Genomic DNA, 17,930 nt, shown 5'->3' with positions numbered 1-17,930 from the left:
TGGAATCGCCCTCTGCCCACCTGATTAAAAATTTTTTTGCCAGAAGCTTTCTGGGGGCTTCCGGATGCTCTAGGGTGTGATTTACAAATGTAAATCATGCCCTCCGGACGCCCGAACTTGATCGGAAGCGATCCTGCGCCAGCTGGCGTGGATCGTTACCGGAGCGTCTTCAATCTCCAGCATCATTTTTTGGCGGTGCTATCTCCGGATGGCATCGTTCTGGAGATCAATGATCTGCCCCTCAGGGTGGGGGGCGTGCGCCGGGAATCCGTGGTGGGCCGGCCCTTGTGGGAGGGAGGCTGGTGGCGGGATCACCCAGAGATGCGTGCAGCGTGGCCGGTGCGTCTGCAGGCTGCCGCAGCAGGGGAGGGACCGGTGCATCACGAGGGCCCGTTCAAGACGGGATCAGGCGACCTGCGTTATGCCCTTGATACCATCACGGCCGTGCGGGACGCGGCAGGTAGCTTGGATTACTTCATCGTCCAGGGGCACGACATCACGGATCGTGTCCGTGCTGAACTGGCGCTGCGGGAGAAGGATGCGCTGCTGGAAATGGCAGGGCAAATGTCTCAAATGGGGGCGTGGACGGTGGATTTCCCAGGGTGTAAGCTCACCTGGTCAGACGAGGTGTGCCGCATCCATGACGTCCCGCTGGGGAGCCGCCCCACCGTGGAGGAGGCGCTCGGGTTTTATCATCCCGAAGCGCGGCCGGTGGTGCTGGCGGCCATCCAGGACTGCCAAGAAAATGGCACGCCCTTCGATAAGCAACTGCAAATCACCACCAAGAAGGGCCATGCCATCTGGGTGCGGGTGATGGGGGAGGCGGTGCGGGCGCTGGATGGCTCGGTGATTCGCATCCAGGGCGCCATTCAGGACATCACTCTGCCCAAGCTGGCACGGGATGCTGTGATCATGGGTGAGGAACGCTTCAAGTTCGTGGCCCAAGCGACCAATGATGCCATCTGGGACTGGGATGTAGTGCAGGACAAACTGTGGTGGAGTGAGGGGATTAAACGTCTCTTTGGCTATGAACCCACAGAGCTTGGGGAGGGGATCGAGTCTTGGACTCTCCTGATTCATCCCGACGAGCGTGAGACGGTGGTGAGAGATTTTTTCACTGCCGTGAACGGGGACGGAGACACTTGGGTGGCGGAGTATCGGTTTCTGTGCAAGGACGGCCATGTGGCCCAAGTGCTGGATCGGGGGCGCATCATCCGCGATTCCGGCGGCCGGTGTGTGCGCATGGTGGGTGGGATGACCGACTTCACCGCCTACAAGCAGGCGGAGATGGAGCTGGCTCGTTCCAATCGCGCGCTCAAAATGCTCTCAGACTGCAATGAGAGGCTGATCCATGCCGCCGATGAGCATGAGTTGGTGGCAGAGATCTGTCGCCTGGCAGTGGAGAAAGGCGGCTACCGCATGGCCTGGGTAGGCTATGCGCAGAACGATGCGGAAAAGACCATCAAGCCCATGGCGCACGCCGGGGCCGAGCTGGGCTATTTGAGCGAGATCATTCTTACTTGGTCGGACCTCGAATCACGCGGTCTCGGACCCGCCGGCCAAGCCATCCGCAGTGGCACGGCCGTCGTGGCCAAAAACATCCGGGACACGGGCTCGGGCTTTCATTGGCTGGGATCCGCGCTGAGCAGGGGATATCAGAGTGTGATTTGCCTGCCGCTCAAGGAGGAGACGCGCACCTTTGGTATTCTATCCCTCTACTCCGGGGAGGTGCAGCCGTTTGCTCCGGAGGAGGTGCAACTGCTCCAGGAACTGGCAGACGACCTGGCGTTTGGCATACACCACCTGCGCTCACAAGGGGAGCGGCGTCAGTTGGAGGCCACGGTGCTCAAGGTGGCCTCCAGTATCTCGTCCAGCACAGGCCGGGAGTTTTTTGAGCAACTGGCGCGGAACATGGCGGAGGCACTTGGGGCACATGCGGGATTTGTGGCCAGACTGCTGCCAGGAGAGACCAAGCGCGTGCGCACGATTGCGGCGGTGATGGGTGGGGAGGTGTTGTCGAACTTTGAGTACTCTCTGGCTGGCACGCCCTGCGAGAATCTTGCCGAGCAGGAGGAGTGGGTGGTGCCATCGGGCATGGCACGGCAGTTCCCCAATTTGACTTTGCTGCACGAGATCAGGGCAGAGGGGTATGTGGGCTGCCGCCTCTCCAATACGGCGGACCAGTTCGTGGGCCTGTTGTTTGTGATCTTCCAGCAGCCTTTGGAAAAGACGGAGTTGGTCACCACGACGCTCAAGATCTTCGCCACTCGTGCGGCAGCGGAGCTGGAGCGTCAGGAGTCCGACCGCCGCATTCGTCAGCAGGCCTCCCTGCTGGATCACGCGCGGGATGCCATCTTGGTCCGGAACATGGACAACAAGATCATCTACTGGAACAAAGGGGCAGAACGCATCTACGGGTGGGCGGAGGAAGAAGTCCTGGGGCGCGACGCCGCAGGTGTGCTCTATCGCGACACCTTTGGGTTGCATCAGGCGATGAAGTCCGTTTTGGATACGGGTGAATGGTCCGGGGAACTTCATCATGTGGGCAAGGACGGCCGCCAGTTGATCGTGGAGGGGCGCTGGACTCTCATGCGCGACAAGACGGGCCAGCCCCAGAGCATTCTGGCCATCAACACGGATATCTCGGAGAAAAAAAAGCTGGAGCAGCAGTTCCTCCGCGCCCAGAGGATGGAGAGCATTGGCACTCTGGCCGGAGGCATCGCGCACGACCTCAACAACGTGCTGTCACCCATCACGATGGCGATCGACTTGCTCAAGATGAGCAACGACAACCCGGAGAGTCAAGAGCTCTATGCCACCATCGCGGACAGCGCCCGACGCGGGGCAGACATGGTGCGGCAGGTCCTGTCTTTTGCCCGGGGCATGGAGGGTCAGCGTATTCAGATCCAGGTGAAGCATCTGATTAGGGAAATTGAAAAAATCACCCGCGACACCTTTCCCAAGAGCATCCGGGTGCGCACAAAAATCGCGCCGGATCTCCTGGCTCTGCACGGTGATCCCACGCAGCTTCATCAGGTGTTGTTGAACCTGTGTGTGAACGCCCGGGATGCCCTGCCCGATGGCGGCGACATCACGATCTCGGCCCGGAATATCATGGTGCACCGCGAGGACATCACGGCCGACTTTGATGCCCACGCCGGACCGCATGTGCTGATCGAGGTGGTGGATACCGGCACCGGCATTCCGCAGTCCATCATTGAGAAGGTGTTTGATCCCTTCTTCACCACGAAGGAGATTGGCAAGGGCACCGGGCTGGGGCTTTCCACATCCCTTGCCATTGTGAAAAGCCATGAGGGCTTCATGCGGTTGGAAAGCCAGCTTGGGGTGGGCACGCACTTCAGCATCTTTCTGCCGGCCTGGGCAGAGGACGGGCGGCCTCTGCTGGATCCCACAGGAGGGGTAGCACCGCGGGGCACGGGGGAGTGGATCCTTGTAGTGGATGACGAGCAGCTCATTCGCCAGATTGCCCGCCAGACGTTGCAGGCCTATGGCTACCATGTCATTGTGGCCTGTGATGGGATCGAGGCTCTTGCCCTGTATCGGCAGAACCGCGACCGCATCGCTGCGGTCGTGACGGACATGATGATGCCCGTCATGGATGGGGCATCGACCATCCAGCGGCTTATGGAGATGAATCCGGCGGTGAAAATCATCGCCGCGAGCGGCATTGCGACGAATGACCAGCTTGCGAGGACCTCAGGTTCTGGTGTGAAGCGTTTCCTGGCCAAGCCGTATAGCGTGGAAGCCCTGCTGGTGGCACTGAGGGAGACTTTGGACTCCGAGTGAGCGGCTTTGCGCTTGCCCGCGCCAGGTGCTCCCCGCTAGCATGAGGGTGGTTTTTGCATTTGTTTCCTCCATGAAAGCCACACTCCCTGATCCCACTGCCCCCACCACGTCTCGTCGTCGGTTCCTTTTCCAGAGCGCCGCAGCGCTCGGATTTCCTGCCATCATCCCTGCTACTGCGTTGGGAAAAGCTGGCCGTCCGGCTCCGTCGGAGCGCATCACGGTGGCCGTTCTGGGCTGGGGCACCATCGCCACCCACTGGACTCCCAGCTTCCTGAACAACGAGAAGTGCCAGGTCGTAGCCGTGGCGGACCCCATGAAAGAGGGCTCAAACTATGGGTACAGCGGTGAACTCAAAGGCGGGCGCGAAGTAGGTCGCCAGTTCATCGACAAGTTCTACTCCGAGAACGCCAAGACCAAGGTCAAAGCCTGTGCGGCTTACACCGACTTCCGAGAACTGCTGGAGAAAGAAGACATTGATGCCGTGCAAATCTGCACGCCTGACCACTGGCACGCCTACCAGACGATCTACAGTGCTCGCAAGGGCAAACACCTCTACGGACAGAAGCCGCTTTCACTGAACATCGGCGAAGGCCGTCAGATGGTAAATGCCATCAATGAAGCTGGGATCACCTGGCAGACCGGCAGCCAGCAGCGCAGCGACGCCTACTTCCGCATGGCGTGTGAGTTCGTTCGCAACGGACGTATCGGCAAGGTCAAGCGCGTGCGTATTGGCCTCCCCGGAGGTCATAAGAACTGGAGCAAGCTGGGAGACAAAACTGACCCTGCGCCCGTGCCGGCCGACTTTGACTATGACATGTGGCTTGGGCCAGCTGAACAAATGGAGTACCGCCCGGCATTGCTGCCGCTGAACTGGCGTCACAATTTCAATTTCTCCGGCGGGATGATCACCGACTTTGGAGCGCACCACATCGACATCGCCCAGTGGGCCATGGATCTTGAGAGCACCGGCCCGGTGGAGATCAACAACATCCGAGGGGAGGTTCCTGACAAGAAGGCGCTCTACAACACGGCCTCCAAGTTCCACTATGAGTGCACGTTTGAGAACGGCACCCAGTACATCATCGCAGATGAAAGCGAGAAACTCATGCCAGAGCTCGAAGCGCTGCAGAAGGACAAAAGCAAGCCTGCGGATCAGACCGGCATTTTCTTTGAAGGCGAGGGCGGCAAGTGGATTTGGGTGAACCGTGGCAAACTTCTGGCGAGTGATCCCAACCTTTTCCGCGACAAGATACGCCCGGAAGAAGTGCACCTGTACGAGAGCAAGGATCATACGGACAACTTCCTTGATTGCGTGTACTCCGGCAAGCCGCCCGTGGCTCCGGTGGAGACAGCTCATCGCACCATCAGCATCTCCCATCTGGGCAACATCGGCCTGCGTCTGGGGCGCACTTCTCTGAAGTGGGATCCCAGGGCGGAGTCCTTTACAGGTGACGAGGAGGCGAACGGCCTGCGGAATCGGGAGTGGCGCAAGCCTTGGGTGCTGGCATAGTCAGCACGGTGAGAGGGGAAACTCAAAATCAGGAAACTACCGGATCCGGCAGAGGCTGGATCCGGTGGATGGTCTGTACGTGGCTGCTGCTGGCGGCCACCGCGCTGGCCCATCCCTTTGACGGGGATGGAGCAGGGGAGGCTGCTGATGCCAGCCGGAACACGCAGGTGTACCTGTATCTGGAGCCTGGCCTGGCCCGGGTGGAGTGCTTGATGTGGCTGCCCGCAGCGCTGGAGCGGCTGGGGCAACCGGCTGTAAAGGACCTCCTGCTGCCAGAGGAGGCTAGAGCACGATTGATTGCGACCGCCCGGGAGGCGGCCCCGTCTTGGTGCCGTCTGCGGGTGAATCATGTGAATCAGCAGGGCGGCATTGTCTCCGCTACAGTACTCAAGGGCATGCCGGGGCGGAGCGAGACGATTGGAACCAAGGATGCCATCCCGGTGATTGAAGGGATGATGGGCCTGATCTGGCAGTTTGAACTGCCTCCGCATGTGGAGAGCGTGGAGCTGGAGTGGACGGGTTTTGACGGAACCATCACCAAGGTGCCGGTTACGATCTTCTTTGGATCCCAGGCGGAGTCGGGGCAGGAACTCACGGCAGCTGGACCGATGTTGCTTTGGAAGAACACAGGCTTGCTGCCGGACCCGCCGCCGCTGGCGGAAGTCCCCAAACTGCCTGCGAAAGCCACCTATCCGTTGCCTGCGGGGGCGATCGTCTGGACAGTGCTTGGACTTGTTGCCGTGATGATTGCGGGGCGGTCATTGCGTTCGAAACCCTCGGTCTTTGCCGGGGCCATGCTCATGCTCGGGGCGGGGGCCTGGCTGCTGTGGCCAGTTTGGCGGGTCCCAGTGCCGGTTCCAGGATCCAAAGTGCCTGAGGTCACCACTGCACAGGCGACGGCCATTCTTTCCAGTCTGGTGGAGAACGTTTACCGGTCATTTGATCAGAACAGCGAGTCAGCGATCTACGACGTGCTTGAGCGCAGCGTGAACGGTCCCCTGCTCCAGAATCTGTATCTGCAGACATCTCAGGCCCTCACCTTGGACGGTCAGGATGGCACGCGGGTGAAGGTGAACGATTTGTATGTGCATGTGGACAAAGTGACGCCTCTGCAAGGTCGCGAAGGCTTTGTGGCGGACTGTCAGTGGACCGCGCGCGGCACGGTGGGGCATTGGGGCCACCTTCATCAGCGGCTGAACCGTTACACGGCCAAGATCGATGTCGAGCCGGTGGAGGGTGCCTGGAAGATGACTGGGCTGGAGGTCCTTGAAGAACGGCGGTTGTAGGACTCTGTGTGATAGGGCGGTTGTTCCAGGGACGTACGGTCTCGTCCATGCTCACGAGAAGAACCTTCCTTTTGCCCTTCGTCGCCGTTTGCGCCTTCAGCGGATTGGGGGGCAGTCCTGCCGCTGCTGAGTCCAAATTGCTGCCTGTGGGTTGGGATGCCAAGGCAGAGGGGGACAAGGTGCTGGGGCGTCTCATCAATGTGACCAAACCCCATGTGAAGGGGGCTCACGATGCGGAGTTCGTGATCGTGGGGGACAAGGCGTACATTGTGGCCGAAGCCAATGACGAAAAGCCGGGTGAGGCTGCGGCATGGCCCTTTGTCTATGTCACGCTGACCGTGGTGGATGTGCCTGCCATGAAGGTGGAGACACAACATGACTTCGCCCGTGGTGGGCAGGTTTTTGCCAATGTGACCCTGCCGGTAGGGGCCTGCTTTGTGCCGCGCATTTTGAAACTGAATGAGAGGACGCTTCGGCTCTATTTCGCTAGCGAGGAACCGGGGAGACGGCAGTCGGTGACCTGGTACGTGGACTATGATGTGAAGATGGGGACGTTTGCGAATGAACTTCACAAAACGAAGATCAAGACCGCAGCAGGCACGTTTGACATGGAGCCTCAGTACTTCCATGCCGATGCCGTGGCGGTGGGTTTCACGCGGAAGCCGGTGGATTTCGGTCTCTACATCTTTGATTCGTTCAAGTGGATCGACGGCCAGTGGCATGTGACGCTGAACAATTATCCCGGCGGACAGAACGCCTTGGGCCGGCTCAATGCGGCAGGCGATACCTTTGAGGTCTTGGGGCACTACAATCAGCCGATGGAACTGAAACTCACGGAATCTTCCGCGAACCGCCTCCCCGACGGAAGCTGGCTGGCCATCTGTAGGCAGGAGGGAGGGAATGGAAATTACACGTTCAGCACCAGCCCGGATGGTCGGACGTGGAGTGTGAATGAGTACCGCCCGTTGGTGCAGAATGGGGCGAGTTCCAAGCCAACCTTGGATAAGTTTGGGGAGGTCTATTACCTCGGGTGGCAGGAGAGCACGAGAATCAACAATGTGTCCCGCAGTGTTTTCAACATCGAGGTGTCCAAAGATGGGAAACGGTGGGAGAGGAAGTACCGGTTTGAAACGGAGAAGTCATTTCAGTATCCGGCCTTTCATGATGACGGCGTTGGCAAGATCTATGTGTCAGTGACGCAGGGCGACAGCGATGAGAGTCGTAAAGAGCGGATCATGTTTGGGAGATTGGAGTAGGGGGGGCGGTGCGTCAGTTGGCAGTTGGCAGTTGGCAGTTGGCAGTTGGCAGTTGGCGGCGCGGGGGCGCTGAACTTGCACGGAGTACAGGCTTCAGCCTGCGGAGGCTGGGAGTTAGATGTTAGATGTTAGATGCGGGGGCGAAGCTCTTCCTCGAAGAGGATGCGGCTACAAGCCAAACGTTGACGCGGGTTTGGGGATTCTACGTAGGGTGGAGGGGATAGGGGCCACCACTCCGATGGAGTTGTGGCGGTCTGAGAGGCATCCTTTCAGGATGGCTCGATGGCCGTGACCAATAACGAGATGGGGCGGACGGATGATCGTGGCTGAGTTCGTAAGAGCTTGGTAAGTAGGATGGCTCGGGCGGATGAAGGACCAGGCGCATCAGGCAGATGGCTTGAACCCTCCGCGTTCTCACGAACGCAGCCACGACTGAGGTGAGGCGAGAAGAAGGTCGTGGCTGAGTTCGTCAGAACTTGGTCAGTAAGGGTGGCTCGGGCGAATGAGGGACCAGGCGCATCAGGCAGATGGCTTGAACCCTCCGCGTTCTCACGAACGCAGCCACGACTGAGGTGGGACGAGAAGAAGCTTGTGGCTGAGTTCGTCAGAACTTGGTCAGTAAGGGTGGCTCGGGCGAATGAGGGACCAGGCGCATCAGGCAGATGGCTTGAACCCTCCGCGTTCTCACGAACGCAGCCACGACTGAGGTGAGACGAGAAGAAGCTTGTGGCTGAGTTCGTCAGAACTTGGTCAGTAAGGGTGGCTCGGGCGGATGAAGGACCAGGCGCATCACGCAGATGGCTTGAACCCTCCGCGTTCTCACGAACGCAGCCACGACTGAGGTGGGACGAGAAGAAGTTCGTGGCTGAGTTCGTCAGAACTTGGTCAGTAAGGGTGGCTCGGGCGAATGAGGGACCAGGCGCATCAGGCAGATGGCTTGAACCCTCCGCGTTCTCACGAACGCAGCCACGACTGAGGTGAGGCGAGAAGAAGGTCGTGGCTGAGTTCGTCAGAACTTGGTCAGTAAGGGTGGCTTGGGCGAATGAGGGACCAGGCGCATCAGGCAGATGGCTTGAACCCTCCGCGTTCTCACGAGCGCAGCCACGACTGAGGTGGGACGAGAAGAAGCTTGTGGCTGAGTTCGTCAGAACTTGGTCAGTAAGGGTGGCTTGGGCGAATGAGGGACCAAGTGCATCAGGCTGATGGCTTGAACCCTCCGCGTTCTCACGAGCGCAGCCACGACTGAGGTGGAACGAGAAGAAGCTCGTGGCTGAGTTCGTCAGAACTTGGTCAGTAAGGGTGGCTCGGGCGAATGAGTGACCAGGCGCATCAGGCAGATGGCTTGAACCCTCCGCGTTCTCACGAACGCAGCTATGACTGAGGTGAGGCGAGAAGAAGCTTGTGGCTGAGTTCGTCAGAACTTGGTCAGTAAGGGGGGCTCGGGCGAATGAGGGACCAGGCGCATCACGCAGATGGCTTGAACCCTCCGCGTTCTCACGAACGCAGCCACGACTGAGGTGGGACGAGAAGAAGCTCGTGGCTGAGTTCGTCAGAACTTGGTCAGTAAGGGTGGCTTGGGCAAATGAGGGACCAGGCGCATCAGGCAGATGGCTTGAACCCTCCGCGTTCTCACGAACGCAGCCACGACTGAGGTGAGACGAAAAGAAGCTTGTGGCAGAGTTCGTAAGAACTTGGTCAGTAAGGGCGGCTTGGGCAAATGAGGAACCAGGCGCATCAGGCAGATGGCTTGAACCCTCCGTGTTCTCACGAACGCAGCCACGACTGAGGTGGGACGAGAAGAAGCTTGTGGCTGAGTTCGTCAGAACTTGGTCAGTAAGGGTGGCTCGGGCGAATGAGGGACCAGGCGCATCAGGCAGATGGCTTGAACCCTCCGCGTTCTCACGAGCGCAGCCACGACTGAGGTGGGACGAGAAGAAGCTCGTGGCTGAGTTCGTCAGAACTTGGTCAGTAAGGGTGGCATGGGCGGATGAAGGACCAGGCGCATCAGGCAGATGGCTTGAACCCTCCGCGTTCTCACGAGCGCAGCCACGACTGAGGTGGGACGAGAAGAAGCTTGTGGCTGAGTTCGTCAGAACTTGGTCAGTAAGGGTGGCTTGGGCGAATGAGGGACCAAGTGCATCAGGCTGATGGCTTGAACCCTCCGCGTTCTCACGAGCGCAGCCACGACTGAGGTGGAACGAGAAGAAGCTTGTGGCTGAGTTCGTCAGAACTTGGTCAGTAAGGGTGGCTCGGGCGAATGAAGGACCAGGCGCATCAGGCAGATGGCTTGAACCCTCCGCGTTCTCACGAACGCAGCCACGACTGAGGTGGGACGAGAAGAAGCTTGTGGCTGAGTTCGTCAGAACTTGGTCAGTAAGGGTGGCTCGGGCGAATGAGGGACCAGGCGCATCAGGCAGATGGCTTGAACCCTCCGCGTTCTCACGAACGCAGCCACGACTGAGGTGGGACGAGAAGAAGCTCGTGGCTGAGTTCGTAAGAGCTTGGTAAGTAGGATGGCTCGGGCGGATGAAGGACCAGGCGCATCAGGCAGATGGCTTGAACCCTCCGCGTTCTCACGAACGCAGCCACGACTGAGGTGGGACGAGAAGAAGCTTGTGGCTGAGTTCGTCAGAACTTGGTCAGTAAGGGTGGCTCGGGCGAATGAAGGACCAGGCGCATCAGGCAGATGGCTTGAACCCTCCGCGTTCTCACGAACGCAGCCACGACTGAGGTGGGACGAGAAGAAGCTTGTGGCTGAGTTCGTCAGAACTTGGTCAGTAAGGGTGGCTCGGGCGAATGAGGGACCAGGCGCATCAGGCAGATGGCTTGAACCCTCCGCGTTCTCACGAACGCAGCCACGACTGAGGTGGGACGAGAAGAAGCTCGTGGCTGAGTTCGTAAGAGCTTGGTAAGTAGGATGGCTCGGGCGAATGAGTGACCAGGCGCATCAGGCAGATGGCTTGAACCCTCCGTGTTCTCACGAACGGAGCTATGACGGGCTGGCCGCCTCAGGGGATCGCTGCTTCCATCAACTGCTGGAACCGCATCTCGATCACGGCTTCATTACCGGACCGCACAAGGTTATAAAGGGCCTGGACCTCGGTGTCATTGGCAGTTTCCATGAACCTGTCGATGCAGAAGCCGGGCAGCTCGAAGAACCCCTTGGGGCGACCGCACGCATACGTGGTCCCCAACCAACCCCGCGAAATCCGGGAGTAGCTCCTCCATCGGTGCTGTAGCTTGTCTGGATGGTGCTTGGCGAGATGTAACTCCAGGGCGGAAGGGGCGTAAACTACGCTTGTATGGACTCCGAGCGGATAGGCGATGTAGTCGCGTCTCGACCCCGTCCATTCGCACATTTCCCTCACCTCCCAGCGGAATGCTCCCAATGCAGCGAGTGACAGAAGAAATCCAAGAATGATGGCGAGCAAGAAATACAGCACCGGGAATCGTAACCGGGGGCGGGGTTGCTGCTTGCCCTCTGACACAGGTCCGGCACGATGCTCGGATGTCGTTGAAGTGGAGGTTGAAGCCGGTTCGTCCATCATGCCGCCCAGAGGCGTGTGGCACCGTAAGCTCCCGCCCAAATGTCACCAGCAGGGAAGGATGAATTCGACGTGAAGGCTCTGTGAAGATCCTGAGAATCCTCAAACACAAGAAGCCCCGCTGGCTTGGCAACCAGCGGGGTTTGGAATGAAAATGGGGGGCAGGCTCCGGCGTTACTTGACCGCTGGCTTGCGGTTGAAATTAAACCATTTGCGCTTGTCGTCTCTTGGAGGCTCGGGATCCACGAGGGTGGCCTTGGGTACAACGCGATCAGGGAAGACCTTGTAGGCATCCTCGCCCACCTTGGTGCGAAGGTCTTCGCGGAGGCTGGCGCGCTGCAGTGAGCCGTCATCATTCACTACCATGGGTTGGATGAAGATGACCAGTTCCTTGCGCTCCTTGCTGGTGACGTCTTCGCGGAAAAGACGTCCCAGCCCGGGAATGCGGCTGAGAACAGGAATGCCCTCGGTGTCCTTCTTGTCGGTCTCGGTAATGAGCCCGCCAAGCACGACGGTGTTGCCGGTGGGAACGGTGACGGTGGTGGCGATCTGTTCTGTGCCAATGATGGGAACATTGTTCTGGGCCACGATCTGGTTGCCGACCACGGTGTCATTCACCTGGGCCACGCGGAGGGTCACATCGCCATCGGGATTGATGAGTGGAATGACTTCCAGCTTCAACACCACATCCTTGTAGGTGATGGTGGTGGTGACGTTGCCGGTCCCGTTGTTGTTGCTGCTGGCGTTGGCCAGGCTGGACTCCGGCACAGGAATGCTCTGACCACTGGTGATCACGGCGCGCTTGTTGTTCAAGGCAAACACGCTGGGTCGGGAGAGCACCTTGAAGTTGTTGGTAGTCTCCAGAGCGGACACGAAAACGTCGAGGGACTGACCGAGCTGACCATAGATGTTGAAGCCCTTGGCATTGGCCAGTGCTGTTGTGATCAAGTTGTCGCGCATGTCGGCGACGTTATTGTTCGTGATGATTTCCTCACGACCGGCAATGAAAGCGCTGGAGAGTCCGCTGTTGCTGCCGGTGCTGACAAACTTCTGGAGGTAATCAACACCCATCTGCATGCCATCACTGAGCGTGAGCTGGCCGATCACCGTTGCAAGGTACACCTGTGGGGACTTGCGGTCGAGTTTGTCCAGTAGCAGATCCACTTTGTCCTGATTTTCCTTGGGCCCGATGACGATGATCGCATTGGCCAGCGGGTCGGCGATGATCCGCGTCTTGTTGATCATGATGGAGATGGGCGCATTGTCCTCTTCCGACTCGATCAACTGGTCGGGACGACTGCCCACCCCTGTGGATGTGCCTGTCGTAGAGGCGGAGGTGGAAGCCCCGCTGAAGGTGCCGCCGCGGGCTGTGGTGTTGCTCCGGCCGGTGAGAAACTGGTTGCTGCTGGTGGTGAGTGCCTGGTTTTGCTGGGTGAGCGTGCCACCCCCAGGAAGCTGGGTGGAGCCGCTGGTGGATTCGCGCAGCAGATCGGCCAGTACGGAAATCACATCCACGGAGTAGATGTTCTTCAGTTTGCGCTCGTAGGGTGTGGGCACCTCAACGGGTTTGTCGAATTCCAGGATGAGGCTGGTGATGTATATGTAGTCATCGGGCTCTGCGACGATGAGGACCTGGTTCAAGCGGGTGTCCGCCACCACTTGGGAACTGGCTCGCACCTTCTGGGCGTTCGGGTCGTTGGGGTTGCTGCGATTGCCCTGGGTAATCTGGATCTGCGGCTGCGCCTGCTGTTGGGGCTGTTGGTTGTTTCCTCCCAGATTGATGGCCTGGCCGCGGATGGTGGTGATGCCCTTGGTCTGCGAATCCGTGGCCTGGGCGTCCAGCGTGGCCTGCACGATCTGCGCGACAGTGGCGGCATCCGCATACTTCAGAGTCACAAACTTTGTCACCAGGGCGCTGGAGGTGGCGGGGGCGTCGATGACCTCGCGGATGGCCACCAGTTGCTTTACGATGTTGGCGTTCTCCGTGATGAGCAGACCGGCGGGAGCCAGCACCGGAGTGATACGACCGTAGGGATTGAGCCCCACATGGCCACCGAGCATCGTCGCTGCCTCGGTGGGGTTCAGGAACGTGAGGGGCATGAAATAACTCACGATCGTCTCGTTGCTGGGGAGGTCTGAGGCGCTCTGATAGAAGCGCACCCCTTGGGAGAACTGGGCGCCGGAGGTTCCCTGGGCTTTGGTCGAGAGAATGCGGGAACTGGTGCCTCCTGGCTCTGCCACGATGGCGTAGCCGTTCGTAAGGAGGGCGGCCTCGATCAACTTGATGGCCTCAGCTTTGTCCACTGGCTTGGGAGTGACGAGACTGATGGTCTGACCTTCAAAGATGGCCGTGTCCTTGATCAGTGTCTTTTCCGTCAGGCGCTCGTAGATTCCGAGGATGTCCGTAATGGTGTTGTTGGGGAATTGTAGGGACACCTTGTCGCCTTCGATGCGGAATGTCTCCACATCCGAGCTGCCGCCGGGGCCGGAGCCGCCTCCGCGGAAACTGCTCCGTCCTCCAAACCCACTGCCACCGCCAAAGGGCGAGCCGCCACCGGGACCTCCCGGCCCGCCGCCAGGGCCACCCGGACCTCCGGGACTGGTGGGGCCGCCTGGTGGCGGAGCGGGCACCTCAGTTTGCGCCACCAGACCCGTGGTCTCCAGGCGATCTTCGGCGGGCACGCTTTGCAGCGCCCGGAACTGGGAAGGGCTGGTGGAGGTGCTGGGGTTTGAGGTGTTACCGCGAATCTGCGCTTGGGCCGCAGTGCTCAGGAGACATCCTGCCAGAAGAGGCAGGCAATGCTTCAGGCTGGGACTGTGCGTGAGGATGGGGAGACGCATGAGGAAGTGAGAAGAGTAAAAAGGGAGTCGGTCGATGCGATGGCAAAGCCAGAGCGTGAAGCTGGGAGAGCTTGTTCAGAAGAGGGCAGGGCGGTGGTCAACGTCCGCCTTTGTCCTCCCGTTCCACGCGTTCGAAGATCTTCTTGGCGTAGGAGGTCCGTTCTTCCGGGGTGGCGTTCTGCATTTTCTCTCGGGAGTCGCGCATCTCATGGATGAACTTCTCGCGCGCTTTCTCAGAGAGGGACATGAAGCGCTGGCGATCTTCCTCGCTGGGGCCGCGGCGCTCACGGCGCGGACCGTCATCGCCACCACGATGGTCCGAACCACCAGGGCGGAAGCCGCCTTTTTTCATGGACTCGGGGGAAAGTTGCTCGTTGCTGTAGCGGACGGTGACCATCTCCGCTCCCACCATGATCTTGGCCTGGGTACGGCTGAGCTGGACTGTGGCGCTGGTTTCCGCCAGCTTCCAGCCTTGGGCATTGGGCGTCTCACTGACCACGAAGTTCTCTTTGGTCTGTTTGTTCAGGATGGTGGCCACAGGCTTGCCCTCAATATAGGCGATGCCAGTGAGTACCAGTGAATCGGAGAGGTCGAGCGAGCGGGTGAAAGGCGGTGCCGCCAGCAGTCCGTCGGCGACGCTGGGATCAAACGATTTGGGAAGATCCGGATCTGTGGCTGGCTGATCCGCAGCCATGACCAACGCAGGTGCCAGGCCGAGGACGGTGGCGAGTCGGAGGAAGAAGGAAGCTTTCATGGCAGGGTTTTGTCTTAGCTGGCGAGGGGATTGGGCACCTCCAAGGGCGATGTCATTTCCAAAGGATTGTCCGCCGGAGCCGGGGCCGGAACTGGCGCAGGAGCAGGTTCAGCGGCTGGCTGGGGCTGGAGGTGGGGTTCCGGCGGTGCGGCATTCGGGGGTGGATTGGGATTGAACCACCGCGCCACCGTGATGTTGCACTGAGCTTGCGGAGTCTTTTCACGAGAGCGGGTGTCCAGCTCCAGTTCGATGTTCTTCACCGCTGTGAATTTCTCCGGAGACTGCAGGGTCAGCAGCCAGCGCAGCATGATCTCCTGGTCGCCCTTGAGGCGGAGGTTGACGGCCACTTCATTGGCATGGTCGAGCGCGAGTGCCTCCAGCAGGGTTTCGTTCTCCACCTTCAAACCGAGATCAAGGGCCTGATTGCGCAGATCCTCCAGCAGCTGACCTTGCGATTTGCCCGCGGAGTTCGTGTAGGGCATGGACCTGTTCAACCAAGCCTGTCGCTTGGTCCAGAAGGGGCGGTCGTTGAGCAGCATGCTGTCACCCACCGTCTGTTTCTTGAGCGTTTCCAGGTTCGAGGTCAAAGCTTTGCGGCGGGAGTTGAACTCCTGGAACGCATAGGCATTGACGCCCATAACGATGGTGACGACGCACAGCGTGAGCAGGCGTTTTTCACGGGTGTTGAGGCTTCGTTTCACTGGTGGATAAAGTGGGAAATAGAACTGGCTGGCCGTCTTGCGTGCCGGGTGCTAGGCACCTTCAAGCTTTCCCTGGATGCGGAAGGAGGCGACCTTGTCCTTCATGGTAGGGGTGGGCATGGACCAGGTGTACCGGCTCAACGTGGGGTGTTTCTTCAAGTCCTCCAGAAACTGGGAGGCGGTCTGCGCATCGCGGGCTTCGCCACGGAGTTCGACCTCGGTCAGCTTGGCTTCGAAACGCTTCAACACGATGCCGCTGGGGGGCATGAGGTTCGTGATGTGGCTGAGCTGCACCATGGGGTAGCGCTGCACGTCTGTGGCTGCCTCCAGCGATCTCCAGCGTTGCGCGGTCGAGCGCACATCCGCAGCTGGCTGCTTGATCACGGCTGCCTGGTTTTCCAGCGTGGCTGCGTCTTGCTGCAACTGCTGCAAGTACCACCAGGCCATGGCGCAGATCACGGCGTAGATAAGCGCCAGCAGCATGAGCACCGACATGAGACGACGTCGTTTCTCCTTGCTGGCCTGAGCCTGAAATACCGCTGCCGGCAGCAGCTTGGGGAAGGTCTCAAGATTCTGCGTGCGGTTGGGCTGAAGCGTGGGCACATGCTCCAGGGCGATGGGGGTGTGCTTGCGCAGTTCCGTACGCAGGGAGCCCAGATGAGCCCCTACCAGGGTGGCACCACGCAGGACGCCGAAGCCCTCCTGAGCCTCCAGACTGAGTCTTGCAATCTCCAGTTCCCGCGCGAGATCCACGGGTGCCATATCGCTGGTGCCGAGGATGTGACAGTGCCAGAGCTTGCCCGACTGGCTGGCCGCGAGGACCAGATGACCCTGCTCTTCCACGACCACGAGCTCTCCCGGCGGCAGTGCCAGCAGGCGCAGGGCGGCGGTGTACTTGGCCGCATGCTTCACCGCCAGTTCGGCTGGGAACGGCTGGAGCAGTACATCCACGCTCACCAACATCTGGCCCCCTTGATTGCCCAGTACATGCCACGCAAAATTGGGCACAGGAGCTTTCTCCACCAAGATGCCACGGCGCTCCAACTGGGCCTCCACCATCGAGCCGAGCAGGGCAATCTCCACCTGCGGGAGGATGAGGCCGACGGTGCGGCAGGCGGTGGCGGGGAGACCGACGACGATGGGCTTGGAGGTTTCGCGGCATTCTGCCGGTGCCTCCACCTGCTCAGAGGTGGTGGCAGAGGTGGATTTCCAAAGTCTCCAAGTGAGCTCGGAATCGGGAAGGAGGAAGCTGGCGGCGCCTGAGGACATGTGAGAAGGGCTACTCTTCGGTGCGTGCGAGATAGTTCAACGAACCGTCATCCTGCCGTCTGGCAATCACGACGATTTTGTACCGTTGTTCACCGACCCGGCCGGTGCTTTCCACACGGCGGGTGAGGTGATCGGTGGTGATGTAAGAGGCCAGGGAGGTGGACGTGGCAGAGTCCATGCCCAGGAGTTGTTCGGCCTTGGAGGTGGTGAGGGTGACGTCGTCCTCCGTGCCGGCCACGCCATCGGGTCCGCTGCGTTCGCGGATGAGCGTGTCGGCATCACCCTGCTCGGCATCGGCCACCGCCATGAGGACGTCAGCCGGGGCGTAATTGAGATCGATCAAGCCGTCTCCATAGATGCTGAAGAAGTTCCGCCAGTCGGGCTTGGCCCGCTCCACGGCATCCATGCCGCGCACCAGCAGCATCTCCTCCAGAGAGGTGAAGCCCTGCTGACGGGGGAAGTCGGCGAATCCGCGGGATTCGTAGTAGTCCTTCTCCGCTCCCTGGGAGCGCAGGTCCTCATTGGTATCCACCCAGTCCGCCAGGGAGTCGGCGGCCACGTTGGCTTCCTCCGGCGTGAGCTTCCAGAGGATGAAGAGATTGTAGATTATTTCCCGATACTTGACGTCGGTGATGTAGTTGATGGGGATGCGGGCGCCTTCTGAGGAAATAACCACCTCGAAACCGCTGTCGGTGCCGGTCTGCTGCTTCAGCACCGGATCGCCGGGCTTGATCTGCGGGTGCAGCCCGACCGCGATGCCGCACTCTGCCAGATTCAGCGCGCGGAAGGCCTGGGATTCCCGGCCGTTTTCCGCCTGGCTGTAGTGCATGAACTCCACCGTGCCCATGACGGTGATGGACATCATGATGATGGCGGCCAGCACGAGCATGAGGGCGGAACCGCGAGGGCTGTGCCCGCGTTTTCCCGCCGCTGTTCTGTCATGTGCAAGTGTCACCATTTG

10 protein-coding genes are annotated in these 17,930 nt (G+C 59.9%); 4 read left to right on the top strand and 6 right to left on the bottom strand.

The window, feature by feature from the left end; all coding sequences use genetic code 11:
• The first annotated feature begins 96 nt into the window (after window positions 1-96).
• The 4 genes from VSP_RS39640 (at window position 97) to VSP_RS18415 (ending at window position 7,859) form a co-directional block, all read left to right on the top strand.
• Window positions 97-3,807: a PAS domain S-box protein gene (locus VSP_RS39640; protein ID WP_009962544.1), complete on the top strand. Its 3,711-nt coding sequence runs from the start codon at window positions 97-99 to the stop codon at window positions 3,805-3,807.
• A 70-nt stretch (window positions 3,808-3,877) separates the two neighbouring features.
• Window positions 3,878-5,317, top strand: coding sequence for a Gfo/Idh/MocA family protein (locus VSP_RS18425; protein WP_009962543.1), 1,440 nt, complete (start codon window positions 3,878-3,880; stop codon window positions 5,315-5,317).
• A gap of 68 nt (window positions 5,318-5,385) precedes the next feature.
• Window positions 5,386-6,603: a hypothetical protein gene (locus VSP_RS18420; RefSeq protein WP_009962542.1), complete on the top strand. Its 1,218-nt coding sequence runs from the start codon at window positions 5,386-5,388 to the stop codon at window positions 6,601-6,603.
• Between the two features lie 47 nt (window positions 6,604-6,650).
• Complete coding sequence (locus tag VSP_RS18415) at window positions 6,651-7,859, top strand: sialidase family protein (RefSeq protein WP_009962540.1); 1,209 nt, start codon at window positions 6,651-6,653, stop codon at window positions 7,857-7,859.
• Between the two features lie 3,008 nt (window positions 7,860-10,867).
• On the opposite strand, the gene VSP_RS18410 is transcribed toward VSP_RS18415, so the two are convergent.
• The 6 genes from VSP_RS18410 to VSP_RS18385 all read right to left on the bottom strand — a co-directional run bounded on the left by VSP_RS18410 (window position 10,868) and on the right by VSP_RS18385 (window position 17,927).
• A complete protein-coding gene (locus VSP_RS18410; RefSeq protein WP_156346526.1) occupies window positions 10,868-11,407 on the bottom strand; it encodes a hypothetical protein in 540 nt (179 codons plus the stop codon).
• A 171-nt stretch (window positions 11,408-11,578) separates the two neighbouring features.
• Complete coding sequence (locus VSP_RS18405) at window positions 11,579-14,245, bottom strand: secretin N-terminal domain-containing protein (RefSeq protein WP_009962538.1); 2,667 nt, start codon at window positions 14,243-14,245, stop codon at window positions 11,579-11,581.
• 97 nt (window positions 14,246-14,342) lie between these two features.
• Window positions 14,343-14,999: a hypothetical protein gene (locus VSP_RS18400; protein WP_009962536.1), complete on the bottom strand. Its 657-nt coding sequence runs from the start codon at window positions 14,997-14,999 to the stop codon at window positions 14,343-14,345.
• A gap of 14 nt (window positions 15,000-15,013) precedes the next feature.
• The gene (locus tag VSP_RS18395; RefSeq protein ID WP_009962534.1) at window positions 15,014-15,700 is read right to left on the bottom strand and encodes a hypothetical protein; all 687 of its coding nucleotides are present in this window, start codon (window positions 15,698-15,700) and stop codon (window positions 15,014-15,016) included.
• Window positions 15,701-15,751: 51 nt separating this feature from the next.
• Window positions 15,752-16,969, bottom strand: coding sequence for a PilN domain-containing protein (locus VSP_RS18390; RefSeq protein WP_009962533.1), 1,218 nt, complete (start codon window positions 16,967-16,969; stop codon window positions 15,752-15,754).
• A gap of 10 nt (window positions 16,970-16,979) precedes the next feature.
• A complete protein-coding gene (locus tag VSP_RS18385) occupies window positions 16,980-17,927 on the bottom strand; it encodes a type II secretion system minor pseudopilin (protein WP_081452595.1) in 948 nt (315 codons plus the stop codon).
• Window positions 17,928-17,930 lie beyond the last annotated feature (3 nt).

The organism is Verrucomicrobium spinosum DSM 4136 = JCM 18804 (assembly GCF_000172155.1).
Taxonomy (GTDB): Bacteria; Verrucomicrobiota; Verrucomicrobiia; order Verrucomicrobiales; family Verrucomicrobiaceae; genus Verrucomicrobium; species Verrucomicrobium spinosum.
This window is presented reverse-complemented; position numbering and strand designations above follow the sequence as displayed.